The following is a 25757-nucleotide window of genomic DNA, read 5'->3' as shown; positions in this document are numbered from 1 at the left end:
CTTGCGGGAATGCCGGTGATCCCGGCGGAAAAAACAGGGGGTCAGCGGAACCGCTGCCAGAGGATCCTGCCCATCACCCGGAAGGTGAAGTCCAGTTCCTCGAAGCTCGGAATGCCGTTCTCCTTCAGGATGTCGCGGCCGCGCTCCATCGAGTCGCCGCCGAGGAGCGCCCCGACGATCATGTTCTCGGTCTTCCCGGCGAACCGGACGATCTGGTTTGCCAGCTGGTCGGACTGCATCACCAGGTTCGGGAACCCGATGACGAACGCGAGATCCCAGCAGTCCTGGTGACGGATCAGCGCGTCGAAGACCTTCTCGAACCTTTTTTCGCCGGCGTCGCCGAGGAGGTCGAGCGGGTTGCCCTTATTCCAGAAGTCGGGCAGGAACTCGTTGAGCTCCTCGAGGAGCTCCGGCGGAAGATCGATGATCTCGATCCCGTAGCGCTCGGCGTAGTCGGAGGAGAGAACCGAAAACCCGCCTGCGTTCGTCACGACGACCGCCCGTTTGCCGCGGGGGTAGCCCTTCGGGGATGCCAGCATCTCGGCGACCTGGAAGGCGCCGGTCAGGGTGTGGACCGGAATGACGCCCGACTCGCGGAACGCCTCCATGTAGACGTCGTACGACCCGGAGAGCGACCCCGTATGCGAGGCGGCGGCAGCCTGACCTTTTGCAGACGATCCCGACTTGATCGCCACGACCGGTTTGCTCTTCGAGACCTCGCTGACGACCTTCATAAAGGTCTTGCCGTCCTGGAGCTCCTCGATGTAGAGGATGATGCCCTTCGTCTTCGGATCGCGTTCCACGAACCGGAGGTAGTCGATGAAGTTGAGGTCCGCCTGGTTGCCGACCGAGACGACCGCCGAGAACCCGATGTCGTGGACGATGCTCCAGTCGACGACGGTGTTGATGATCGCACCGCTCTGGGAGATGAAGGCGATGTTGCCGGCCTTCGGCGACTCGTGCACGTAGGTCGTGTCGATCCCCTTCGGGGGAATGATCAGGCCGAGGCAGTTTGGGCCCACGATCCGGGTGCCGTAGCGCTTTGCGATCTCCACGATCCGCTCCTCGAGCGCCCGTCCTGTCTCGCCCATCTCCTTGAACCCTGCGGTGATGATGACGGCGATGGCGACCCCTTTCTGCCCGCACTCCTCGATGACGGCGGGGACGTGGTTTGCCGGGACGGTGATGACCGCCATGTCGACCGGGTTTGGAATCGCTGCCACGGAGGGGTAGGCCTTCAGTCCCTGGACGTCGGAGCGCTTATTGTTCACCGGGTAGAGCTGCCCCGGGAAGTGGAGGAGGTTGTGCATGACGGCATACCCCATCTTCTTCGGGTCCGAGGATGCGCCGACGACGGCGATTGACCGGGGAGAGAAGTACTCGAGCGGGACGAAGGGGCGTTCCTGCGCCGTCCGCTCCTCGGCCTCGTCGTCGACGAAGATCCGGGCATCGACGATGCAGGCGCCGGACTCGTAGAGCCGGAGCGGGTTGATGTCGAACTCCACGACGTGGGTGTTCTCGGTGAAGAACCGGTGGACTGCGGCGATGGCCGCAACAAGCGTCTCCTCGTCCCTCGGTTTCATACCCCGGTAGCCTGTGATGATGGGGTAGCCGTTGATCTCCCTGACCATCCGGCGGATCTCCGCCTCATCGATCGGGAGGATCCGCAGCGTGACGTCCTTCATCAGTTCGACGAGCGTCCCGCCCATCCCGAACGTCAGAACCTTCCCGAAGGCAGGATCGGTCTTCCCGCCGATGATCAGCTCGAGGCCGGGTTCGGCCTGCTGTTCGACGATGACCCCCCTGATCTCGGCGTTCGGGTTGTATGCCTGTGCGTTTGCAACGATCCGGTCGAACGCCTCGCGGGCTGCCGCCGTCGAACCGACGCCGACGATGACGCCGCCGGCATCGCTCTTATGAATGATCTCCGGCGAGGAGATCTTCATGACGACGGGGAACCCCATCTTCTCCGCTGCTTCGCCTGCCTCCGCGGCCGATGGTACAATGCTGTACTCCGGCACCGGAATTCCGTACTGTCGCAGGAGATCGTATGACTCGTATTCACTCAACATATGTCGTGACATGGTATGCACCTCGTAGTGCTGGTACGTTATTTTTCGGCATTACTGCCCGGTTCATTCAAGAAAAAGCAATGAATGGCCCCTGAATGAATTACGTACGTTGGGCGGGAAGCAGATTAAACGTTGCCAAAGATGCCCCCTCTGCCTGTCTCTGGCAGATACGGGCGGGATTGCGGAAAAAATGAGTGGATTTCGTCGGTTCTTGCCGCAGGCGTGACCGGTCAGATCATCTTCTCCATCCGGCTGTTCACCTGGTCCCAGTTGACGACGTTCCAGAATGCATCGATGAACTGGCCGCGGTTGTTCCGATAGTCGACGTAGTAGGCGTGCTCCCAGAGATCGAGAACCATCAGGATCGGGGCGGTGGGATAGACGTTGTTGCTGTGCTTCTCGATCTGCATGATGCGCGGCCGCCCGCTCAGGGGCTCCATAACAAGAGCTGCCCATCCCGACCCCTCGACGCTGGATGCGGCCCGGGAAAACTCTTTTTTAAACCGGTCGAAGGTGCCGAACTCCCGGTCGAGTACGTCTGCAACCGCCCCTCCGGGCGTCCCGCCGCCTTTGCCCGCGGGCGCCATCGTTGGCCAGAAGAGCGAGTGGAGGATGTGCCCGCCGATGTTGAACGCGAACTCTTTGAGGATCGCTTTTTCGTCGATATCGGCATTTTCCTGCCGTGCCTGCTCGAGCTTCTCGAGATCGGCGTTGGCGCCCGTGACGTAGCCCTGGTGGTGCTTGTCGTGGTGCAGGGAGAGCTGCTCCCGGGAGATGTGCGGTTCGAGCGCGGCAGCATCGTAGGGGAGCGGGGGAAGTTCATACCGTTTCTGTATCTGCATCTGTTCCTGTGCCATGTGGTATCACCTATCGACAAGAGGGTGCCCGGTGTTATGAGCGTATCGGTTCGGCGGGAGATGGGGGGTGAGGCTTCTTGCGGGTGCCTGCCTTCAGGAGGTGCGCAAGGGCATGCAGCACGGTTGAATACGTACAGTTTCGCTGGTTGTGTACATGTCCGTTGCATACCATTTCACAAGCGTTAAGTACCCGCGTCGGTCAATCTTCCGCTACCGGACAGCTCCTGCCGGTTCCGGGCATGTGGGGGGCTGCGGGGACGATCCCGGCCGTCGAGATCTGCGACCTGGCCTCTTCCCTGATAGTGCCCTCCGGGATCTGCCGCCCGTCGGCCTGCTGCCATGCATGCGTGATACTATGCAGAACCATACACGAAAGACTATCCTGCTCTTTGCCGCCCTGATCGTGGTCGCCCTCCTCTCCTCCCCGGCCGCGGCCCGGGACGGACGTGCGGGGATCGGTGTCGGGGATACGATCTACACCGGCGAGGAAGGCCTGGACCTGACCGGCGTCGCCCCCGGCATCACCCGCCTCGTCCACTACAGTGATTTCGCGGCGGGTGCCGCCGACAACATCATCGATGTTCCGAGCGCGAACACCTTCGACCTCTCCGCAGCGGACGCCGGCGGCATCACCGGCACTTACTACGCGTGGGACAGTTCCGGCCTCGCCGCCGGCAACCCGTACGTCGTCGTCAAGACCCCTGCCGTAACTCTCGACGTCGTCCTTGATACCTCCCGCACCGACTCCGTGGCCGGGAAATCCGTCTCCCGGAGCACGCCGCTCGCCTTCGAGGTGCAGAACAACGTCAATGGGCTCTACGCCACCCCGGCGGTCGCTTTCGTGGATATCGAGGTGACCACCCCTGCCGGAGGCAGGCTCACGCAGCTTGGCGGCGTCGGCACCGACAACGTTCCGATCAACGCGTCCACGGTCTACGTCGGCGGGATAGCCCTTACCGATGCGGCCGCCGGCACCTACACCGCGCAGGCACGCTGGAACGACGCGACCGGGCTTGCGGGGAAGGGGTATGACTCGAACACGGTCTCGTTCGAGGTCAGTATCCGGTCTCTCTCGCTGGCGGCGAACAAGGACGCCGTTGTCCGCGGCAATCCCTTCGTCGTGACCGTCACCGGCGAGGCCAAAAAGGCCTACTGGCTCTACGTCAGGGACGCGGGTCTCAACGCGGATCAGTACCCGCTGATCGCGCCGGGGCAGCCCTCCGTTACGCCCAACGTGCAGATGGACGGTGTTCCTGACGCTGCAGACGTCCCTTATGCGGGAGCTCAGGTGATCACCAGCGCAGCCGGCGCCCGGGCGGTTCAGTTTACCACCACCGTCGCCACGGCTGACCAGACCTTCACGATCAAGGTCGTCGACCCGGCCGATCCCGGCCGGTCGGATGACGTCAGGGTGCGGGTGGAGATGGGCACCGTCACCATGGCCGCATCCGGCACCGGCGTCTACTATATCGGCGAGGAGATCGTCCTCTCCGGCACCAACACCGAGGCCGCGACGACCTACCTCTTTGTGTGCGGTCCGAACCTCCCGACGGGCGGTGTCAGGCTCAACGATTTCACCGCGGCAGTTGTGGATCAGGTGGGCAGCACCTTCACTTCGGTCAGCGTCGAGACCGACGACACCTGGGAGTACCGGTGGGACACATCGTCGGTCAATGCCTGGCTGGACTCCGGTTGCTATACCCTCTACGCCGTATCCACGCCGCGCGACAAGGCTCATGTATCAGATGCGCAGTACGCCACCCAGTCCGTCGTCCTGAAGACCCCCACCATAACAGCGACCGCGAGTTCGACCACCGTTGCGAAGGGCGATCCCCTCACCATCTCCGGGACGGCGGAGGGCAACCCGGGTAATGTCTACGTCTGGATCTTCGGCAAGAATTACCGCCTCCTCAGTAAATCCGTGAGTGTGGAGTCCGACGGATCCTTTGAGTACGGCCTCGACTCCGGCGTGACCGGGAACCTCGCAACCGGCCAGTACTTCGTCGTCGTCCAGCACCCGATGCAGAACGGGCTGCAGGACGTCCGCCTCGCTCCCGGAACAACTGCAACCATCACCGCGCCCGGTATGGCCAACATCGACCTGTCCAACCTGCAGGCGTCCGACGCTGCAGCCGCACTCGTGAACGCCCTGAACTCGCCGTATGTCGAAGACACCCACGTCGCGCTGACATTCCTCGTGGAGGAGCCCTGGCTCCGGATCGATCCCATCGGGAACCAGACTCCCGGCAGCACCTTCACCATCACCGGCACGACCAACCTGGCTCCCGGCGACGAGCTGCTGATCGATGTGACGAGCGCGTCTTTCGACCCGATGGCAGGGGTGCCGTACATCGGGTTTAGCGGCGCCTCCGGCGCAGTAACTGTTCAGAGGGGTGCACCCAACAATACCTGGTTCTTTGAGGTCGACGCCTCTACGTTCCGGCCGGACGAGTACATCGTCAACGTCGAGAGCGTGGAGACCGGTGTGACCTGCTCTACGACCTTCGCGCTGGGCGAGGGGCCCTACCCGACACCGACGCCGGTCTACCCGGACAGCAGTGGATATACGATACGCTCGGTGACCGTTTCCCCGCCGGACGCAGGGCTCTCTGCCGGAGAGGATGTCGCAGCCTCCGTCAGGGTGCGGTTCCTGCAGACGTTCGATCCGAACGCGTCGTTTGAAGTGTACACCGACCTTGCAGAGCCCTGCTGGCGGATATACACCTACCGCGACGACATCCTGATATCTTCACAGACCCGTGGCGGAAGCCGGGTCGAGATCACCGCCTTCGAGCTCTCCTACGCCGGTACCGTCGAGCTTGCCATCCAGCTGGACGGCACCATCCCTGCGGTTGAGGCGGCCGGGAACAGGACACTCTTCCGGTCGCAGATCCTGGACGCCGCCCATGCACCCGTGGAGAACGCGACCTTCACGATCTTCCGGGAGTTTATCCCGGCCCCGCCGCCGGCTCCCGTCCCCGACGCCACGCTCAGCCTCGCGCGCGGCTGGAACTTCGTCTCGGTCCAGAAACGCCTCTCCGACGGGAACAACACCGCAGCGAAGGTCTTCGGTGCCGTCGATACGGCAGGCCACTCGTTCTTCCGGTATGACGCGGTGACGCGCTCCTGGAGCGCTCTCGCCGCCGACAGCGCGATCGAACCCCTGGACGGTTACTGGGTCTATGCAAACCGCAGCACCTCAGTCGGCCTCTTCTTTGCAAGCGACAGCGTGACAGTGCCGCCGGCCAGAAGCCTTGCGCCGGGTTGGAACGCTGTCGGCCATCCCTGCACGGTTCCGGCATCGGCGCGGGACGCACTCTTCTCGGTGCGGAGCGCCTGGACGAACCTGATCGGTTGGAACGCGGCGGTGCAGGAGTACGAGATCGCCGTCGTCAACGGCGGCAGCGGCATCTTCGCCGATAGCCGCACGATGGTGCCGGGGCAGGGCTACTGGCTCTATATGGCCGGAGAAGGGGAACTTGCCGGGCTGACATAGCCGTTCCTCTCCCTTTTTTGCCGTACCGATGCCTCTCCCGGCAAGACCGCTGCTGCCCGGTGCAAGAAGGTCAATCGCTAATACTTCTTTGTTGACGGTTCAGGAGTATGCGGAAAGCCGGATCCGCGATCTACATTCCGGCATGTGGATTCTTCTCCCCGTCGCCGTCTTTCCCCCGGGCAGCCCGGAGTAGGCCGCAGTCCGGACGATGCAGCGCTGCCAATGCCGGGCTCAAAGGAGCCCGTACGCTCGCAGGACGAACCCGGGGGAATCGCGTGACTCTCAGAGAGCGCACTGCCTGCGGGAAGAGGGCGGGGGTAGTCGCAGAGATCTCAGGCGTGAACGTGCTCCGGGAATCGGAACATTCTTCGCCGCCTCTCTGCAGGCGTTCGGCACAGCATATTTCTCGTATCAGGTAGAGAATTGATAACTGAACATCCTGCACCAGGGAGAGCATATCTATGGAAGATCCGATCAGAGTGGGAATCATCATCTGCGACCGCTACCGGACCTGTGCCGGAGGCAAGTGCCTGCGGGCACTGCGCAACCGCGAAGGCGCATTTGAACGGTACAAAGGGAAAGACGTTGAACTCGTCGGATTTGCGACCTGCAACGGCTGTCCCGGCGGGAACGTCGAATACGTGCCGCAGGAGATGAAGAACAACGGTGCCGAGGTCGTGCACCTTGCCACCGGCATGGTTGTCGGGTATCCCCCCTGTCCCCGGATTTCGTACTTTTCCCGCTTCATACAGGAGAAGTATGGCATGGAGGTGGTTGTGGGAACGCACCCGATCCCCCAGAAGTACCACACCACGCACACGGAGCTTGGCTCATGGGATTCGGAACTCTGGAAAGCCCTGACCGCCCCCACCCTTGCCGATGAAAAAACCCGGCTCGCCTACGATTAAACCCTTTTTCGGCAATTCTCGCTGTGGTGCTCCGCGGAGCATCGGCCGGGACGATCCCGGCGGGGCTTACCGGCAGGCCGTCTCCCGCACGGCGCTCGCATCACCGCCCGGGGCATGCGGCAAGGGCCGGCGATCGGCGCCGCGTTCCGGAAGCCGCCGGTGGCCGGACGGGAAAGAGCCTTCAGAACGCGGTCATCTCTCTTTTTCCGGCCCTGCACCGATCGTACGCGGAGACGATCAGGTCTTCCCCCGGCGCCTGCCCGAGGGCACGGGAACCATATACGGCGTCGCAAGATCGTGCTTGACGACCGCATCGATGCCGTACACATCGCGTATCGTGGCCGCGGTGAGAACATCAGCAGGTATCCCGTTGCCCTGGATAGACCCCTGCTTCATCACGAGGAGCCGGTGGCAGAACGCCGCCGCCAGGTTCAGGTCGTGCACGGCAATGACCACCGAGAGGTCCCGCTCTTCTGCAAGGCTGCGGATCACCTCCATCACCGCCATCTGGTGGTGGACGTCTAAACTGCTCGTCGGTTCGTCGAGAAGAATTGCTTTCGTCTCCTGGGCGATAGCCCGGGCGATCATCACCCGCTGCCGCTCGCCGCCGGAAAGTTCCCGGACCTGCCGGAACGCCAGGTCGTCGAGGTCGAGGAGCGAGAGTGCTTCCTGTACCTTCTCTTCGTCCTCCGGTCGCACCGACCAGTTCAGGTACGGCCGTCTCCCCATCAGGACGGTCTCAAAGACCGTCGAGGAGGTGTGATTCGTGATGGACTGCGGGACGTAGGCGATGAGCCGGGCGACCTCGCGGCGGTGCATCCGGGCAAGGTCCTGCCCCTCCAGCGCCACCCTCCCCCGGCAGGGGGTCAGGATGCCGTCGACGCATTTGATCAGCGTCGTCTTGCCGCACCCGTTCGGCCCGACAAGGCCGAGCACCTCACCGGCGTCGACGCAGAAAGCGATATCCGAGAGCACCGGGCGGTCGCGGTAGGAGAACGCAAGATCGCTGACCGACAGCCTCACCATCCTCCATCCCTCCGGTGCAGGAAGAGATACATGAAGAACGGCACGCCGAGGAAGGCGGTCACGATCCCGACCGGCAGGATCTCGGGTGCAAGGATGCTGCGGGCTATGCTGTCGGCGCCGAGGAGGAGGACGGCGCCGACCAGGCCCGATGCGGGGATGAGGACCCGGTGGTCGCCGCCGACGGCCATCCGGGTGATGTGGGGGGCGACGAGGCCGATGAACCCGATCGTCCCGGTGAAGCAGATGATCGCCGCCGTGACGAGGGAGGAGAGTATCATGAAGACGGTCATCGACCGCTCGACCGGGACGCCGAGGCTGCTCGCCACCTCGTCGCCTTCGGCGAGGACGTTGAGGTCCCAGGCGCGGATAATGAAGTACGGGACGATGACGGCGAGGATTGCGGCGACGATCCCGAGTTTCATCCACGAAGACCTGTCCATCGAGCCGAACATCCAGAAGACCACCGCCTGAAGCTGTTCGGCGGAACCGAGGTACTGGAGGAGCGAGGTGATCGCCGAGAAGAGATACATGAGCGCGATGCCCCCGAGGATCATCGTCTCGGAGCTGACGCCCCGGTAGCGCGCCATCCCGTAGATGGCCATCGAGGCGAGCAGGGCGAAGAGGAACGCATTGCCGATGATCAGGTAGTCCCCGCCGAGAAAGCCGGCGCCGAGAACGATGGCGATGGAGGCGCCCGTGGCGGCCGCAGAGGCGATGCCCAGGGTGAAGGGGCTTGCGAGCGGGTTTCGGAGGATCCCCTGCATCACCGTTCCGGCGATCGCAAGGCCGAACCCGGCGCAGACGGCGAAGAGCACGCGGTGCAGGCGGTAGTCCCAGACGATCACCTCCGCAAGTTCGGGAGCCTGGAATGTCCCCGGGAAGAGGCCCGCCAGGATAGCCAGGTACGACTCGCTCACCGAGAGATCCGCCGACCCGAGCGTGACCGCCACGCCGACGAGGAGAGCCAGCACGAGAAGGAGGGCGGCGATGAAGATCCCCCGCACCCTCCTGATCTCTGCATATCCGTCCGCCGGACGGGTGATCTGTTCGGTCATGCTCCTCATCTCCGGTTACGGGTATACGAACGCGCCCTGCGTGGCAAGGTCGAAGTCGATCCCCTGGAAGTCGGTCAGGTAGCGCTGGTGAATCGCCTGCGGGTCGAGGGTGCCGAACCGCTCCGGGGAGATGATCTTCGCCAGGTACGCCGTTCCGATGAAATGCTGCGCCCCGCCCAGGATATCCGAGTGGATGACGTAGACGCGGTTGTTCTTCACCGCATCGAGCGTCGTCCAGCCCGGCCGCAGGAGCAGCGCCGACCGAATCCGGGCGAACGAATCGAGATCGTGCCCGGCATAGCCGCCGAACTCGAGTCCCTGTCCGGCCAGTTTGACCACGACTTGCGGGTTGTTGGCGATGACCGACTCCGGATCGATATCCGGGTAGTCCGTCGACTCGCCGGAGTAGGGATTCACTCCGCCCGCGAGCCCGATCTTCTCGTTGTACCCTGCATTGCGGGCGACTGTCCTGTAGTCGATCCAGTACTCGAAGTAGACACGGGGCCTGTCTGCGTCAGGGACACCGTCCCGGATCGTGTTCATCGCCGATTCGTAGAACGCGATGAACGCTTCACCGCGCTCTTCCCGGCCGGTCATCGCCGCGATAGCCCGGACCTCATCGGCATAGGTCGCGGGTTTGAAGCAGTCGAACCGGAAGACGTGGATTCCGGGAACCGTGGCCTCCAGTTTCTGCTGAATATCATCGCAGGCGGCGGTGCTGATCGTTGCATAGAGGAAGACCGCGTCCGGTCGGGCGGTCACGATCTTCTCCATGTCCGGCGACCAGATGCTCCCGATATTTGTTTTGCCCTGGTATTCGGGGAAGAACGACGATTTTTCAAGGCTGTACTTGTCGACGGCCACGACCCTGCCGGCGTCAAGCCCGATCGACCGGAGGGTCTCCAGCGTCTCGCCGTTGCAGACCACGATCCGCCGGAGCGGCCGGTAGAGGGTTGCCGTCTTCCCGGCCGAGTCGGTGACAATCTTCGGCCTGCCGCCCCAGAACGCGTAGACCTGGGCGGCGTCGAGAGCTTCGGTGCGGTCGGTGCCGGTCCCGCCCATGTAGGCGGCATCGAGGTAGGCGAGGACGGTTGCCGAGACCTCGTCGCCGGTGAGCGTTCCGTCACCGTCGGCGTCTCCCGGGAGAGAATCAGTATCCGCTGCAGAGACTGGAACGGCAAGGAAGAGAAGGGCGGCGAGGGCGGCCAGGAGGATCGTCCGCATCATCGGTCATCCCTCCGCACTGCAAGCAGGCAGGCGCCGATGAGAACGGCCGCCGCTGCGGCGAGAATGCCGGACGGCGATCCTGCCTGCGCGTTTGTCCCGGCGGGTTTCGCTCCCGCGGCCTCGCCGGGCGTGTCGATGCCGTCCACGGCGACGTGCGATGCCGGAACCGTCCCGGTCTCGTCACCGGCGAGGTCTTCCCACCGGCCGGTGATCTCTCCGCTTCCGGTTGCGGGAGCCCGGACGGTGTATGAGATCTCGGTCTCGTTCAGAACGGCGAACGCAATCGTCTGCCCCCTGAGCAGAATCCGGCTTGCCGGGTGCGTTGTCCCGACAAAGACATATCCCGCCGGCAGCGACTCGACGATCCCACCGATCGCGATATCCCGGATGGAAAGGGTCACGGTGAACTCGTCTCCCCCGGAGGGTTCTATGGTGGAGAGCGTCCGGGTGATCGGAGAGGAGGAAGCGCAGACGGGCACCGAGAGGAGCAGCAGCCCGATACAGGCGAGGCAGAGCACCGAAAATCTCGTCATCACACTTCAGTTGTCGATTTTGTAATAAGAAGGTTTCTTCTTGTGCTAACAAATCATACCTTTCGAGATGTGTGTCGCATTCCAGCCAGGCCTAAAAACCGGGCAAAAAGAGAAAAGCGGCAGGGAATGCGGCACCCCGGCCGCTCAGGTCTCCTGGAAAAGCCTGTTTCGCTCCGCTTCGACGATCGCGTGCACCTGCTCCGGTGCGAGATCGCCTATCGGGTAGTACCTGCCGCCGGAACGCTCGGCGATCTCCCTGCAGTAGCCAAGCTGCATCCGGAGGTACGACGAGTCCGTCGATTCGGTGTCCAGGACGACGGTATGGATGCCCTGTTCCCCGATATCGGTTGCGAGGCGCTCGATGTCGCGGCGGATATCGCCGGAGAGCGAAACGTTTCCCCGCCCGTCGGAGAGGAGCACCATTATCGGTATGGTGCCGGCGTTCTTCCGCGTCTCGCGCCGGAAGACGTCAGCGGCAAGGGCGAGCGCTGCGGGGAGGGGCGTCTTCCCGCCGGTCGGGATCTCTTCGAGCCGTTTTACGGCCAGATCGGCGCTCGAACAGAGCGGGAGCAGATTTTCCGCACCGCTTCCGCAAAAAGCGATCAGCCCGACGCGATCGCGCATCAGGTACGACTCCTCGAGGAGCGAGAGCACCGCGCCCTTTGCAGCCTCCATCCGCCGCACGGCACCCATCGATCCGCTGGCATCCACCAGGAAGAGGCATGAGGTCGACACCCTGCCGATCCGCACCTTCTCCCTGATGTCCTGGTCGCGGATGGCAAGGGCAAGGCCGTTCTTCGGGCGCTCATTCTGGTACGGCGCGGCGGCGCGGATCGTGGCGTCGAGTGCGACGTCGCGGGGCGTCGCCGTCTCCCGGGCAGCGACATACCTGCCGGTCTTTCGCGCCGAGTAGGTCGGAACGCGCCTGCCGTCCGCCGTTCGCCGCGTCTTTCTATCCTGCTCCGGTTTCCGCTCGACCTTCGCCGCATCGATCGGGGAGCCGGCGGCGTGGACGGTAGTTGCAGCCCCCAAATCCCCGTCTGCCGTCTCGCCTCCCTCTCCCGGAGCGGGCGGCTGGTCCGGAGGTTCCCGGTGCCCGTCCTCGGTCTCCCTCTCCGGTTCGGGCGGGTCGTCCTGCAGGAGGTCGTCGAGGTGCTCTGGGTCTACCCGTGGCTCTTCGAACGGCCGGCGCCGCATCCGGTGCGGCAGGGCAAGCTCCATGGCCTCGCGGATATCGGCAAGCGTCACCTCGCTGCGCCCCTCCAGCGCGGCGATCGTCTTTGCCGTCCTGATGACGGCGATCTCGGCACGGTGGGTGTCGACGCCGAGACGGACGCAGGTCTCTGCCGTCCTGCGGATGAGATCGGGCGGGACGGCAACATGCGGGAGGAGGCGCTTTGCGGCGGTTATCTGCTCCCGGAGCGCCGCAAGATCGCCCTCGCAGGTTCTCCTGAATCCTTCGGGGTCGCTCTCGAACGCCTCGGCGGTCTCCACGATCCTGATCCGCTGGTCGATCTCGGCGATCCCGGCAACCGTCACCTGGAGTCCGAACCGGTCCAGGAGCTGCGGCCGAAGTTCGCCCTCTTCCGGGTTCATCGTCCCGATCAGGATGAACCGGGCCGGGTGCGAGACCGAGATGCCCTCCCGCTCGACCGTGTTGACGCCCATCGCCGCTGCGTCGAGGAGGATGTCGGTGACGTGATCGTCCAGGAGATTGACCTCGTCGATGTAGAGAATCCCCCGGTTGACCTGCGCCAGGATACCCGGTTCAAGCGCCCTGACGCCTTCCTTGATCGCCCGCTCGATGTCGATCGTCCCGACGACGCGGTCTTCGGTCGCCCCGAGCGGAAGGTCGACGACCCTGACCCGCCGCTTTCCGATTGCAAGATCTCCTCCCGTCTTTGTTTTTTCACAGCAGATGTCGCAGATCTCCCGCTGATCCGCCGGGTTGCACCCGAACGGGCAGCCGGCGACGACCTCGATCTCGGGCAGGAGGTCGGCAAGCCCCCTGACGGCGGTGGACTTTGCGGTCCCTTTCTCTCCGCGGATGAGTACCCCGCCAATCCTGGGGTTGACGGCGTTCAGGAGCAGAGCGCGCTTCATCGTCTCCTGGCCGATGATCGCGGTGAACGGCAGCACGCCGCGTCGCACGTGGTGTGGCATTAGAAGAGAAATTGATTATTTAGTGTTAAATATGTTCCGAACAGTATTACGATCAGGTGCTGATTCTCACACGGATGGCGCGGGTCGCAGGGCCTTTCGTGTCATCCGGCACGGCTCTCCGGAGATCCTTCAGGGGAGCCTCCCGATGGCCGGTCGGCACCGGGCTTCTTTCTCCAGGCTTTTGCCTCCGCCGCGTCGATGACCCTGATCGCGCCGCCCTGGACGTCGCCGCCCGCATCCCCCATCCGCTCCTCGATCCAGCCCTCCATCTCGAGGTACGCCGCCCGCAGGCCGTCGAGGACGTCTGGGTCGGCCTCCCAGAGACCGCGCTCGTTCGCCTCCAGCAGGCGCCTGCCGATCTCTTCGAGCGCCCAGGGGTTCTGCTCCTCGAAGAACTGCCGCATCGAATCGTCGAGGACGAACGTCTTCGCGATATCGTCGAAGATCCAGTCGTCGACCTCCTGCGTGGTCGCCTCCCAGCCGTAGACCGATCCCACGCGGCGGGAGATGTCGCCGGCTCCCTTGTAGCCGTGGCGGCGCATCCCCTCGATCCATGCCGGGTTCAGGAGCTTCGTCCGCACCACCCGCCGGACCTCCTCGGCGAGCGTCCGCACCTCGACCCGGTCGCTCTCCCGCGTGTCGCCGTAGTAGACGGGGACATCTTTGTTGCCGAGGGTGCGGGCGGCGGCCGTCATCCCGCCGTGCGACCCGAAGTAACAGCAGCACCCGAGGAGGTCGTACTCGTCGGTCACGGTCTTGTTGAACGTGACGTCGACCGACCGCAGGTGGTCTGCAAACGAATCGTGCGCCGCTTCCCCGTACGACCCGCGGCCGTAGGCAAAGCCGTTCCAGGTAATGAAGATGTCCGCAAGATCCGCCTCTTCCTTCCAGGCCGAAGCGTGAACTGCGAGGTTGACCCCGTTGCCGTAGGTGCCGGGACGGCTGCCGAAGATCCGGGGCTGCGGCGCTCCGCCCTGCTCGTGCCGTTTGAGAGCGTTCATCTCCGCCGGTTCGTCGAGGAGCGCGACCTCCCGGATAGCGTCGTCGAGGAGTTCGATGCAGTTATAGAAGTTGTCGCGGAGGATCCCGCTCGTCCTGACGGTGACGTCGATCCGCGGCCGGTCGAGTTCTTCGAGCGGGATGACCCGGTAGGTCGTGACCCTTCCGTTCACCCAGACCGGCTCCACGCCGATGAGCGCCAGGATCTGGGCGAGCCCTTCGCCGTCGGCCCACATGATGTCGGATGCCATCCAGTACATCGCGATGTTTTCGGGCATCGCGCCGTGTTCTTCGCGATACTTGTTCACCACGCCCTCGGCGAGACGGCTGCCTATCCGCCAGGCCGCCTTCGTGGGCACGCGGAACGGGTCGAGCGAGTAGAAGTTCCTGCCGGTCGGGAGGACGTCCGGCCTGCCCCGCGTGATCAGTCCTGCGGGCCCCGCCTCGATGTAGCCGCCGGCGCAGCCACGGAGGAGGCTTTCGATCTCGTCGGAGGCCTCGATCTTCCCGGATATCTCAAGGACGGTCGCCTGCAGGGAGGAAAGCGCCGCCTCCGGGAGGGCGCGGAGCCGGTCGCCGAGGGCGCGCTCTGCGGCGGCGGCAGGAGAGAGGCCGTCGAGGAACGCAGCGATCAGGCCTTTCGCCGCTTCGTCGACCTCCCGGAGGAGAATGCTGTCGGCTCCGGCGGGATCGACGCCGCCGCCTGTCATCTCCAGGACGAGGCGGCGGGCTTCTCCGGTGTAGCGCAGGATGGCGCCGATGCACTCCGTCCGCCGGGAGCCGTCCGGAAGATCCCCGAAGATGTGCATGCCGTCCGGGATCTGCGTGTTGTAGATCCCGGTGACGACCCGGTGCGCCGCCTCGCAGATCGCTTCGAACGGTTCGCCCCGTGCCAGGCGTTCGTCCAGCCGGACGTCGTCCGCGAGGTTCGTCTCCCTGAGAAGGTCGACGATGGTATGCTCGAGCGCGTGGGCGCGGGCCGCGTCGGACGGTTTTGCCCGCCCGTATGCCGCGATCTGCTCCTCAAGGTCCTTGAGCTCGGCGTAGAGGTCGCTCTCGGTCATGACGGTCTGCATATGGTCGACGATCGTCGCATACGACCGGCGTTTCGCCATCGTCCCTTCGGGAGGGTTGTCCGAGTTGTAGATATAGAGGTGCGGGACCGTGCCGACGGCGATGTCCGGGAAGCAGCTCCCCGAGAGAGCGACGCTCTTTCCCGGCAGAAACTCCAGGTTCCCGTGCGTACCGACATGGATGATGACGTCGGCCCCGAACGTCTCCTCGAGCCAGTGGTAGGTCGCCAGGTACTGGTGCGTCGGCGGGATGCCGGGGTCGTGGAGAATCCTGCAGACCTGCCCGTCGCACCGCGGCCCGGCGCATCCGCGTTTCGGCTGTACGCAGACGACGGCGTTTCCGTAGCGGATGCCGGTGACGACGATCGCGTCCCGGTAGACCATCGCCGGCGGCACCCCGTTCATCTCCTCTCCGGGAGGTGCGCCCCATGCCTCGACGACCGCCCGGCGCACGTCTTCGGGGAGCGTCTCGAACCAGGCTTCGTACTCCTCCCTGCCCACCAGGGCGAGGGCGCCCCCGCACCTGACTATCTCCTCGACCGACGTCCACCGGAACTCGGATATCGCCTTCTTCCCCATGATGGCGGCGATCAGGTCTTCGCCGCTCTCCGGGCACTCGACTGCGTAGCCCTGATCGCGCATGGCGCGGAGGATCCGGGCGACGCTCTCGAGCGTGTCGAGGTGGGCGCCCGCCCCGACCGTCGCTTCCACGGACGAGCAGGGCTTGTTGTGCAGGACAAAGACGATCTTCCGCTCCGCGGGCGGCTTCTTGCGAAGCGTGATCCACTTCCGGATGCGTGCGGCGATCCGGTCGATCCGCTCCTCGAGCGGGACGTGCACCTCGCACTCCGTGCCCGACCGTTCGCTGCTCTCCGCGGCGCCCGCCGGGATCATCTCGATCAGCCCCTGGAACTCAGGGATCGCGACGCACCAGCAGAGCTCGGTGCTGGACATGCCCTCCGTGCCCGCTGCCCACTCCTCTGCGGTGCTGTGGTAGAGGATGAGCGGGTGGAAGGCCGGAACGCCGAGATCGGAGAGCGCCCCGACGTAGGCATCGACGTCGCTTGAATGGATGAAAGAACGGGCTTCCACGAGGGCGTCGATCCTGCCGGCAAAGACCGTCTCGATCAGATCGCGGGCGGACCGGGTGCCAAGCTCGGCGTCCGCCACCCCGTAGCAGAAGACCGGTATGACGTCCGCGAACTCCTCGAGTTTTCGGATAAGACTGTCGACGACAGCACAATCCCCGGCGACCCAGTGCGTCCGGGAGAAGAGCAGCCCGATGCAGTGGGGACGGCGGCGGCCGTGCCACGCCAGGTACGCCTCGACGTCATCGAAGACCTCCGGGGCGTCCGGGTGGTAGAGCCCCTCCCACGGCATCGGCCGGGGAGGATCGTAGGCCGCGTCGCGGTGCATGACCTCGGCGAGCAGGTAGCGGAGCATATTGGCGATATTCTCCTCTCCGCCATACAGGAAGTAGGTGCTCACCGTCGCTGCGACGGACGGCGGTACGGTCGAGGCGGACCAGAAGGTGTCGGCATAGCCAAAAGCGATCAGCGGAAGATCCTCGCGGAGGTCGGCGAGGAGATCGTCCCAGAACGGGTCGTACGACGGGTGGACAAGGATACAGTCCGCATCTGCGAGCGCCTTTCTGCAGGCGCCCACCTGATGCACATCCTCCCGCAGGCCGTGAACCGGCCATGCGTCGAGCTCGATGCCGAGGCCCTCCGCAGCGCCGGCGATCTGCAGCACCTCGCTTCCCCATGCAATCACGGATAGTTTCATGGACATCCCTGCTCGTCCCGGACGGTGGTCCCGGGCACGGCTACTGATCTACATTCTTGTAATATCCATTATGAACTTTGTGAAATTCGTATGAATTCGTATATCGCCATGGGCGCATCAGAAGAAGGCCATGATGAGTGCGATCGTCACGAGCTTCGCTCCCATGCTGGCGCCGTAGGTGACGAGTGTCACGCGGACGCCGTATCTGCCGAAGAGGGAGAGGTAGAGCGGGCCCGTGTACTTGATGTAGATGCTTGTGATGATGATCATGCTCCCGATGACGAGCGTGATCAGCGCGGTCTTCAGGATGAGCACGCCCTCGATCATCAGCGACCCCACGATGGCGTAGCCGGCCGAGAAGTGAACGAACTGCGCGACGAGCGCTGCGCTGCTCTCCCCGGGAAGGCCGACCAGGTGGAGCAGCGGATCGAAGATCGCCGCGATGACGTCCATCCCGCCGGAGGCCCAGAGCACCGAGAAGACCAGCGTCGCCGCCACGGTCGCCGGGAGGACGCGCCGGAGCGTCGGTATCGCCCGGAAGAATCCCTGTTTGACGGCTGCGGCCGAGAACGAGAGCGGTTTCTCATCGGGAGCGGGAATCAGGCTCTCGAGATGGGTCCTGAGGAAGATGTGGGAGAAGGCGATGGCGGCCAGCGTCTGGAGGAAACTCGAGAAGAGGTTAAAGAGCGTATGGAGCGTTCCGACGACCGGTCCGAGGAGGACGAGCGCCGTCGGCAGCTGGACGCGGAAGAGCGACTCGCCGAGGACGGCCGGGAATGTCCCCATCAGCAGTGCGGGGATGACCTCTTCTCTCCGGACCTTTTCGTCGCGGAAGTATTCGGCGAGCATTGACTTTCCTGCCGTGGCATTGACCACCATCGCGAGGACGCAGACCACGCAGGGTTCGGAGAGGCCGCAAACCCGGCAGAGCGGGCGGGAGACCCTGGTCAGGCGTGAGAAAACCCCGGTCTCGGCGATGATACTGGCGAGGATGATGCCTGCCGTTATGAGCACGACGGCCTGAATCAGGTAGGCGGCGAGCGTGGGGAGAGATCCGATCGCAATCATGCGTCACCGGTGTTCCGTTCTGTTCCTGGGAGTCTGCGCACTCTGTAGGTATTCGCCCGGCCTTTCATCAACCCTTGCATCTCCGGCCGGCCGGACACTTCTGCGAAAAAGAGGGGGTTAGTGCCGTCGTGCAATCGCGGCGGCTCCAGCGGCAAGGGCGGCGAGCGCAAGCACCGTTTCAAAGCCCGGTGCCTGCGTCGGTTCTGCGGCGCCCGCGGCGGATGAGGTCGTTGCAGGTGCCGGTGTATGTGCCGCTGCCGTCGGCGCCGGCGCACTGTTGGCCAAACCTGCCTCTGCCGCAACCAGGGCGAAGGTACTGAAGTGCGCAACGCTGGCCGTGACCGTGCGGGTCGCCGCGTCGACGGTCGCCGGAACGTCCTCCCATGCTCCGGTCTTTGCATTGTAGTACTGCACCTTCAGGTCGGAATTCTGGAGAGCATTCCACTCCTCCTCGGAGAGGGTGAAGACGAGATCTATCGCGGGATCGAATGTGGCTCCTGCAGGCGAGCAGTCGTAGACGCTCCCTGCAAAGGCAAACCGTGCGTTCGCCGGCTGCGGTAAGGATGCCGACGAGGCGGGTTCGATCGATATCTCGTGCACCGGCGACCCTTCGCCGTCCAGCGCCAGGACGTTCTGGGGGATCACGAGCGCCGCGATGCCGTCTGCCGCCGCGATATCGACTTCGCGGAGCACCTTCCCTTCAGAAGAGGTCAGGATGGTGCCCGCTCCGGCATCGAATATGAACCGTGAGTTCCCGCCGTTGCCGCCGCCTCCGGTGGACGGTGCGGCCGTCGGAACCGGCGTGGGGGCAGGGGCGGCGTATTCGGCGATCAGGATGGCGGTGGCGGCATACATGTTGTCGCCGTTCGCGCCGCCGTCGTAACTCTGCAGGCGTGCCTCGTTCGTGCCGTCCTGCACGGCGGCGGTCACGTCGTAGACCGAGAACCCGAGCTGCGGATTTGTCTGGTAGTCTGTCCAGAACCCGGCATACTCCTGGGCGTTGAAGAAGAACTTGCTCTTATCGGCGTCGCCGGCCGAGAAGAGGACGGCGACCGCCCGGGCGCTCTGGAGGTTGGCGGTATCGACGTTCGCGAAGGGCGCATACGCGGTCGCCTCGTCGGAGGTGACGGCGTAGGAGGCGCGGGCGTAGAGCATATCGAACTCGTCGTTGATCAGAATGGTCTTCTCGGTGGCCGCGGCGTCCTCGTAGACGACGACCAGGTAGGCGCCGTAGAGGCCGTAGTTGTTCCCGGCCTCCGGGGTGATGGTCATGCTGCTCCCGGCCGGGTCGAACTGGTCGGTCACGTTGTAGACGTACATCCCGTAGGGGTAACTGTAGGATCCGAAGTTCTTGATGTCCTGGTAGGTCGCGGCAGGCGTGACCGTGTTGCCGTTGAACGAGAGCGTGAAGGCCGGGTCGACGCCCATCTTGTTGTAGGTGTAGCCCTGGTAGAGCCGGGCGCTGACCACCGTGGCGCCGGCCGGGATTGGGAGATCGGCTGCGGTCCACCCGTAGGTCTGGGTAGTCCAGAGCGCTCCGTTGTAGGCGGTGTTCCCGGCGGAGTAGACGACGTCATACTGTCCCGCGAAGGACACCCGCGTCGTCAGGTCGTCGCCGTCGGTGTAGCGCTTGCCCTTGTAGCCGTTGTAGACGACGGTCCTGGTGACGGTGGCGGTGTTGTTCGTCTCGTTTGCCTCGAAAACGGCGTCGCCGGCATCGGCGGTGACGGTGATTGTCACGGACTCGCCGAAGGCGCGGATCGTGGGATCGGTGATCTCGACGGTCGTCGTGGCGTTCGCGGCAAGGCCGGTGACGTTTATCAGGGCGGTGTAATTCCCGACGAGGAACCCGACGTCGAACGCGCCTGCGGGCGCATCGCCGATGTTCGCGACGGTCGCGGTGACGTTGTTCGGTTCGTGAGCGAAGATCTCGCCGCCGTTGGTCGCAATGCCGGTGACTATCAGGTCGGCCTTCGGCCTGCCCGTGTATTCGGCGACCAGAATGGCGGTGGCGGCATACATGTTGTCGCCGTTCGCGCCGCCGTCGTAACTCTGCAGGCGTGCCTCGTTCGTGCCGTCCTGCACGGCGGCGGTCACGTCGTAGACCGAGAACCCGAGCTGCGGATTTGTCTGGTAGTCTGTCCAGAACCCGGCATACTCCTGGGCGTTGAAGAAGAACTTGCTCTTATCGGCGTCGCCGGCCGAGAAGAGGACGGCGACCGCCCGGGCGCTCTGGAGGTTGGCGGTATCGACGTTCGCGAAGGGCGCATACGCGGTCGCCTCGTCGGAGGTGACGGCGTAGGAGGCGCGGGCGTAGAGCATATCGAACTCGTCGTTGATCAGAATGGTCTTCTCGGTGGCCGCGGCGTCCTCGTAGACGACGACCAGGTAGGCGCCGTAGAGGCCGTAGTTGTTCCCGGCCTCCGGGGTGATGGTCATGCTGCTCCCGGCCGGGTCGAACTGGTCGGTCACGTTGTAGACGTACATCCCGTAGGGGTAACTGTAGGATCCGAAGTTCTTGATGTCCTGGTAGGTCGCGGCAGGCGTGACCGTGTTGCCGTTGAACGAGAGCGTGAAGGCCGGGTCGACGCCCATCTTGTTGTAGGTGTAGCCCTGGTAGAGCCGGGCGCTGACCACCGTGGCGCCGGCCGGGATTGGGAGATCGGCTGCGGTCCACCCGTAGGTCTGGGTAGTCCAGAGCGCTCCGTTGTAGGCGGTGTTCCCGGCGGAGTAGACGACGTCATACCGTCCCGCGAAGGACACCCGCGTCGTCAGGTCGTCGCCGTCGGTGTAGCGCTTGCCCTTGTAGCCGTTGTAGACGACGGTCCTGGTGACGGTGGCGGTGTTGTTCGTCTCGTTCAGCTCGGCGACTTCGTCATTGGGATCGGCGGTGACGGTGATCGTCACGGACTCGCCGAAGGCGCGGATCGTGGGATCGGTGATCTCGACGGTCGTCGTGGCACCCACGGCAAGGCCGGGGATTGCGACCACGGTGTCGTTCCCGCCGATCGCAAACTGCAGGTCAAAAGCGCCTGCATCCATATTGCCGATGTTCGCGACGGTCGCGGTGACGTTGTTCGGTTCGTGAGCGAAGATCTCGCCGCCGTTGGTCGTAAGACTGGAAATTACGAGATCCGGTGCGCCAGTTGCAGAAACAGAGGGCGCAAGGAGTGCAATACAGAGAAGCACGAAAAGAAGGTGTGGAATATGTCGTTTCATCGTCTCACCATTATTACGTTTCTCTAAAAATTCAATACTAAATAAAACTTATGAATTATACTATCACAATATGTGGGAAAATTTATCAAATTGTACGAATAATTCTGCATCAGGGCGAATGCGGCGTTTCTGAAAAAAAGATGCGTTATTCTTCCGCCAGATCTACCCGGATCTCCCGCACCGCATAGGGCGTGACCAGGACACCTTCGACCAGCTCCGACGAGCGGTCGGCCTTCAACTTGATGTCGTATGTTCCGATCTCCAGGTAGGGAATGAGGCAGGGTGTCGTCACGCCGGCATCCCTGCCGTAGAGATAGACCTTCGCCCCTGCCGGGGTGCTGTTCACCATGAGCGAGCCGTAGACGTAGGAGCCGAGGGTGAAGGTGATCTCGTCGTCCGGATCTGCACCGCCGGGAACCACCCAGATCTGTGCTTCCTCCGGGTGGTACCCGTTCCTCGACACCAGGATGCGGTGCGGCCCTTCGGAGACGTCTCCGATGAGATACGGGGTGCAGAAGCCGGTCGGGTGCCCGTCGAGGTAAATATCTGCTCCCGACGGGACCGAGTCGACCCGGACGGTGCCGGTCGCCGGCGGCATCTCGGGGATGGTGACGGTCGTCAGAATTTCGTTCGGCGTTATCCGGTGTGAGAGGTACCTGCCCTCGTTGAAGATGGTGATATAGGGATGGATGTCATCGGTCTCGACGGTGCAGGGGATCGTGTGCAGCGGGTACCTGCCGTCGACGGTCACGCCCTTCCCCGCGTACGCCGCCGACTCGATGGTGACGTTCTTTACCATGGGGGCGGGGCCCTGGTAGAATGCTACACCGGTGACGGCATCGGGGTACACCCAGGTGCTCTCCGAAGCCGTCCATGCGGTAACGTCTCCGTCCTCAACCAGTGCACCCTTCTTCATGATTTTAATCGTGTGTTTCCCCTCTTTCAGGCCGTAGACGACCTTCGGGGTGAAAAGACCGGTTTTTTTCCCGTCGACATAGATCTCTGCCCCGGCAGGCAGGGACTCGACGTATACGCCGCCGAGCATGTTTCCGTCGGCCAGTCCGTCGATGCCGTCGATCTTCAGGTGGTTCAGCGTCAGTCCGCCTTCCGCAAAGAGCTCAATGCAGATGTCGGTTTCGCCGTCGACGATCACCTCCTGTTCGACCGGCCGAAAACCGTCATGCTCGATCCGTACCCGGTGGGTGCCTGCTGCAACGGCCGTGATCGTCGCGGGCGTCGTCTTCCCGAGGTAGGTGCCGTCGAGGGTGATCCGGGCGCCGGCGGGGTTCGAACGGACCCGGAGCGACGGGGGCGTCTCATCATCATCGCCGGGGGGCGCCGCCGATCCGGTTGGTGCCGCGGACGCATCTCCGGCAGGTTCGATCACCGTGATCTCCGTGATCCCGGTCTCCACCGGCGCGGGGCCGAAGATGAGCGTGAGCAGGGGGGCAACAATCGCGTCGATGAGGGTGGCGAGCAGGCCTCCGCCACCGTCCGGCCGGCCAACGGCGATCTGAACGGTGTCCGCCTCTCCCGCTGCGTCCGGCCGGAAGGCGTACGTGCCGAACGCGGTGATGCGGCAGGAGAATGTGGCGGCGTCAGGGTCGGCCTTCGTCGCAACCTCCCGCCACGCTCCGCTGCCGGGATCGATCCGGATGAACGAGCCCGCTGTCCCGTTGCATTCCGCCGCCAGCACCATGGGGATGTCTGAAGATGCGGTATTGGGGCCGATGCGGTAGACCCAGGTGATATCGGGGGCGAGCCCTGCTCCGGCTGCGGTCAGTTTTTCTATCGTGACGGCCGTGACCGGCGTGCCCTCGCCGTCCAGGAGGCGTGTCCCCTCGCTGATGTGGAGCGTCAGCATGCCGTCGGGAGTGGCGATGTGGCTGGCCTGCACCCGGCCGCCGGTAAGGGAGAGGGGATACGCCGAGGCTGTGGCGGCCGCCGTGCGGTTCGCCGGCGTTTCCCGTGCGGGCGGGGGAGAAGCGGTGCCGGCGGTATCACCCTGGCCGAGGATCAGGAAGACGTTCCTGCTCTCGAGGTAGTCGCCTTTTGCGCCGGCCATATAGCTCTGGATCTCCACCCTGTTGTCACGGCCGCTCAGGTAGGGCTGGACGGCGAGGTCGGCGATGCTGATGGCCGACGATCCGCCGCCGAGCAGGTTGAACCACTCCCAGTCGTTGAAGGCGATGCGGTTCTCGTCCGCATCCGTTCCCGACGCCGCGGTGGCGACGACGTACAGGCGCGCCCCGTCGGCCTGTGCCGCGTCGATCTCGCCCGGGACCGAGATGCTCGTCGTTGCTGTCTCTGTCGTCGTCCCGAACTCAGGAGATGCGAGGAGCGCGTCGCATCCCTCGTAGAGCCAGTAGGTGATCTCGGGGGCGCCGGCATCGCGGTAGACGACGGCGAGGGCGGCGCCGTAGAGGGCGAACTCCGCATCGCCGCTCCCGTCGTTCCTGACGGTGATCCGAAGATCGCCGGACGCAGTCACCACCTTCGCAAGATCGTAGCACCCGGTGCCGATCAGGTAGTCGTATGCACCTGTGCCCTTCCGGTCGGTGTAGGTTGCGTCCGCTTTGGTCTGCTTTCCGTTTACAGAGAGAAAGATCTTCGGCTCAACGCCGTTCCTTGTCCGGGCATCGTGGCTCCACGTCGAGTAGAGGTACAGGCGGGCTGCCTCGACGGTGGTGCCGGCGGGAACCTCCACCGGGAGGGTGTACTCCTTTGCGTCTCCCGGGGCGAGGAGGCCCGAGTAGCCGCTTGCGTTCACGAAGAGGAACCCGCCGGAAAGCGTTCCCGTCCGGTACAGGGTGAGAGCCCCGCCCGAGTAGCCCTGCGTATCCGACGCGGCGGATCCGCCGGACGACGTCGTCCCTCCCGCTCCGCCGCCCGCAGCGGCCGAGAGCTCGAAAGAGACCTCTGCTGTCTCGTCCTCCTCGACGGTGACGGTCTCGGAGGCATCCTGGTATCCCGCCTTCTTCACCGTGACCGTATGTTCGCCGACCGGGACGTCGCTCAGTGTCGCATCGGTCACGGCGGCCTGCTTCTCTCCGTCAAGATAGATCGCGGCGCCTGCCGGCTCTGATAGAACCTGGATACTTCCGGTGATGGGTGTCAGAGAGAAGTGCACCTCCGCGGTGCCGCCGCCCTCGACGGTCACCCACTTCTCGTCGGGTTCGCGGTAGCCGTCCTTGAAGACCGTGACGACATGGTCGCCGGCCGGCACCCCCTGCAGCGTCGTGTTTGTCGACTCTCCCGTCTCTTCGTCGTCGAGCAGGACGTCAGCGCCTGCCGGGCTCGAGGTGACGCGGATCGCGCCGTTCCGGTCGCCCGGATAGGTCACGGTGAGCATGGCGAGCGGGATCTTGAAGAACTCCGCGCTCCTGCGGTAGACGAACGAGTTGGCGTCCGAGACCTCCACGGTGTCCGTGACGTCCCAGGACTGCGAACCTGCGTAGGAGCCCCGTGCCGACCCTGCATCCAGGTACTCGCGGTTAAACTCGTACTCCCCCTCCGAGCTCGCCATGTGGGCGATGGCGAGACGGGCATCGGACCAGGAGTCGGGAATGCTGCCTGCAGAGAAGACGGACTCGCCGACGTAGGCATCGTCCTGATAGCTGCAGACGTCGTGGCCCTGGTTGACCCAGTAGCGGACCTCGTCCGTGTCGCCGTCGTCGTAGGCGACCACCAGGGTGATGAGCTTGATCCTGCCGTCGAAGGTGCCCGTGTAGCCTTCGTTCTTATCCGTGTGCACCTCGACGGAGACGCGGCTGCCGGTGATCTCGTCGGCGACGTCGTACCACATCAGGTAATCGCTCGAAACCCGGTTGCAGTGACCGTTGACCGTGACCGGACCGGTGCCGCCCTCACCCGGAAAGGTGTAGGGAACGTCCAGTGTCTCCGTCCCGAGCGTCCGTTCATACGTGCCGTCGCCGTCGCCGTCAAGCCGCACCCGCGCCGTTCCTTCGTAGTTGCTCTGCTGGTTCCCGCAGTAGACGGCGACGTAGACGCGTGCCCACTGTATCCCGGTGTGCTGCGGGAGTGTGAATGTCTTGACCTGGGTATTCGGCTGGCCGATCGGCTGGCCGGCGATGCCGTAGAACGAGTCCCACCAGAGATCGCCGGAGACTGTTCCCTGCTGCACGGTCGAGAGCGGGATCCCGCCGATGTAGGTATCGGCGGATGCGGCGCTCGGCAGCAGGAGGACGAGCAGCACGCCGACGGCGACGGGGGCATACTGCCGGGATAGAGGATTGCAAAGGATTTTCATCGGAAT

Annotated in this window: 14 protein-coding genes; 2 read left to right on the top strand and 12 right to left on the bottom strand. The window is 64.2% G+C overall.

What is annotated here, in order from left to right; all coding sequences use genetic code 11:
* Positions 1 to 41: 41 nt before the first annotated feature.
* From FGU65_RS04170 to FGU65_RS04160, 3 genes are all read right to left on the bottom strand, one after another.
* Entirely contained in the window at positions 42 to 2084 is a 2043-nt protein-coding gene (locus FGU65_RS04170) for an acetate--CoA ligase family protein (protein ID WP_301663155.1), read from the bottom strand.
* A 218-nt stretch (positions 2085 to 2302) separates the two neighbouring features.
* A complete protein-coding gene (locus FGU65_RS04165; RefSeq protein WP_301663154.1) occupies positions 2303 to 2929 on the bottom strand; it encodes a superoxide dismutase in 627 nt (208 codons plus the stop codon).
* A 199-nt stretch (positions 2930 to 3128) separates the two neighbouring features.
* Complete coding sequence (locus tag FGU65_RS04160) at positions 3129 to 3296, bottom strand: hypothetical protein (RefSeq protein ID WP_301663153.1); 168 nt, start codon at positions 3294 to 3296, stop codon at positions 3129 to 3131.
* Here FGU65_RS04160 and FGU65_RS04155 point away from each other — a divergent pair.
* Entirely contained in the window at positions 3285 to 6425 is a 3141-nt protein-coding gene (locus tag FGU65_RS04155; RefSeq protein ID WP_301663152.1) for an MEMAR_RS02690 family S-layer glycoprotein, read from the top strand. The genes FGU65_RS04160 and FGU65_RS04155 overlap by 12 nt on opposite strands.
* Before the next feature lie 461 nt (positions 6426 to 6886).
* Entirely contained in the window at positions 6887 to 7333 is a 447-nt protein-coding gene (locus tag FGU65_RS04150; protein ID WP_301663151.1) for a CGGC domain-containing protein, read from the top strand.
* A gap of 237 nt (positions 7334 to 7570) precedes the next feature.
* Here the strand turns inward: FGU65_RS04150 and FGU65_RS04145 are convergent, their stop codons facing one another.
* The 9 genes from FGU65_RS04145 to FGU65_RS04105 form a co-directional block, all read right to left on the bottom strand.
* On the bottom strand, positions 7571 to 8359 hold the full coding sequence (locus FGU65_RS04145) for an ABC transporter ATP-binding protein (protein ID WP_301663150.1): 789 nt from the start codon (positions 8357 to 8359) through the stop codon (positions 7571 to 7573).
* Positions 8353 to 9414 carry a FecCD family ABC transporter permease gene (locus FGU65_RS04140; RefSeq protein ID WP_301663149.1) on the bottom strand — a complete coding sequence of 354 codons (1062 nt, stop codon included), beginning with the start codon at positions 9412 to 9414 and terminating at the stop codon, positions 8353 to 8355. The genes FGU65_RS04145 and FGU65_RS04140 overlap by 7 nt, the downstream gene beginning before the upstream one ends.
* Before the next feature lie 15 nt (positions 9415 to 9429).
* Positions 9430 to 10641: an ABC transporter substrate-binding protein gene (locus FGU65_RS04135; protein ID WP_301663148.1), complete on the bottom strand. Its 1212-nt coding sequence runs from the start codon at positions 10639 to 10641 to the stop codon at positions 9430 to 9432.
* A complete protein-coding gene (locus tag FGU65_RS04130; protein WP_301663147.1) occupies positions 10638 to 11174 on the bottom strand; it encodes a hypothetical protein in 537 nt (178 codons plus the stop codon). Before FGU65_RS04130 ends, FGU65_RS04135 begins: the two co-directional genes overlap by 4 nt.
* A 144-nt stretch (positions 11175 to 11318) precedes the next feature.
* Positions 11319 to 13337 carry a magnesium chelatase subunit D family protein gene (locus FGU65_RS04125; RefSeq protein ID WP_301663146.1) on the bottom strand — a complete coding sequence of 673 codons (2019 nt, stop codon included), beginning with the start codon at positions 13335 to 13337 and terminating at the stop codon, positions 11319 to 11321.
* A 101-nt stretch (positions 13338 to 13438) separates the two neighbouring features.
* Complete coding sequence (gene cobN, locus FGU65_RS04120; protein ID WP_301663145.1) at positions 13439 to 17194, bottom strand: cobaltochelatase subunit CobN; 3756 nt, start codon at positions 17192 to 17194, stop codon at positions 13439 to 13441.
* A gap of 117 nt (positions 17195 to 17311) precedes the next feature.
* Positions 17312 to 18262 (bottom strand): nucleoside recognition domain-containing protein, encoded by a 951-nt coding sequence (locus FGU65_RS04115; protein WP_301663144.1) that lies wholly within the window; start codon positions 18260 to 18262, stop codon positions 17312 to 17314.
* Positions 18263 to 18379: 117 nt separating this feature from the next.
* Entirely contained in the window at positions 18380 to 21481 is a 3102-nt protein-coding gene (locus tag FGU65_RS04110; RefSeq protein ID WP_301663143.1) for a DUF3344 domain-containing protein, read from the bottom strand.
* 145 nt (positions 21482 to 21626) lie between these two features.
* Positions 21627 to 25751: a DUF3344 domain-containing protein gene (locus FGU65_RS04105; RefSeq protein ID WP_301663142.1), complete on the bottom strand. Its 4125-nt coding sequence runs from the start codon at positions 25749 to 25751 to the stop codon at positions 21627 to 21629.
* Between the last annotated feature and the right edge of the window lie 6 nt (positions 25752 to 25757).

It is taken from the genome of Methanoculleus frigidifontis (assembly GCF_030464345.1).
Classification (GTDB): Archaea; Halobacteriota; Methanomicrobia; order Methanomicrobiales; family Methanoculleaceae; genus Methanoculleus_A; species Methanoculleus_A frigidifontis.
The sequence above is the reverse complement of the archived record's forward strand: the minus strand, read 5'-3'. Positions and strand labels throughout refer to the sequence as shown.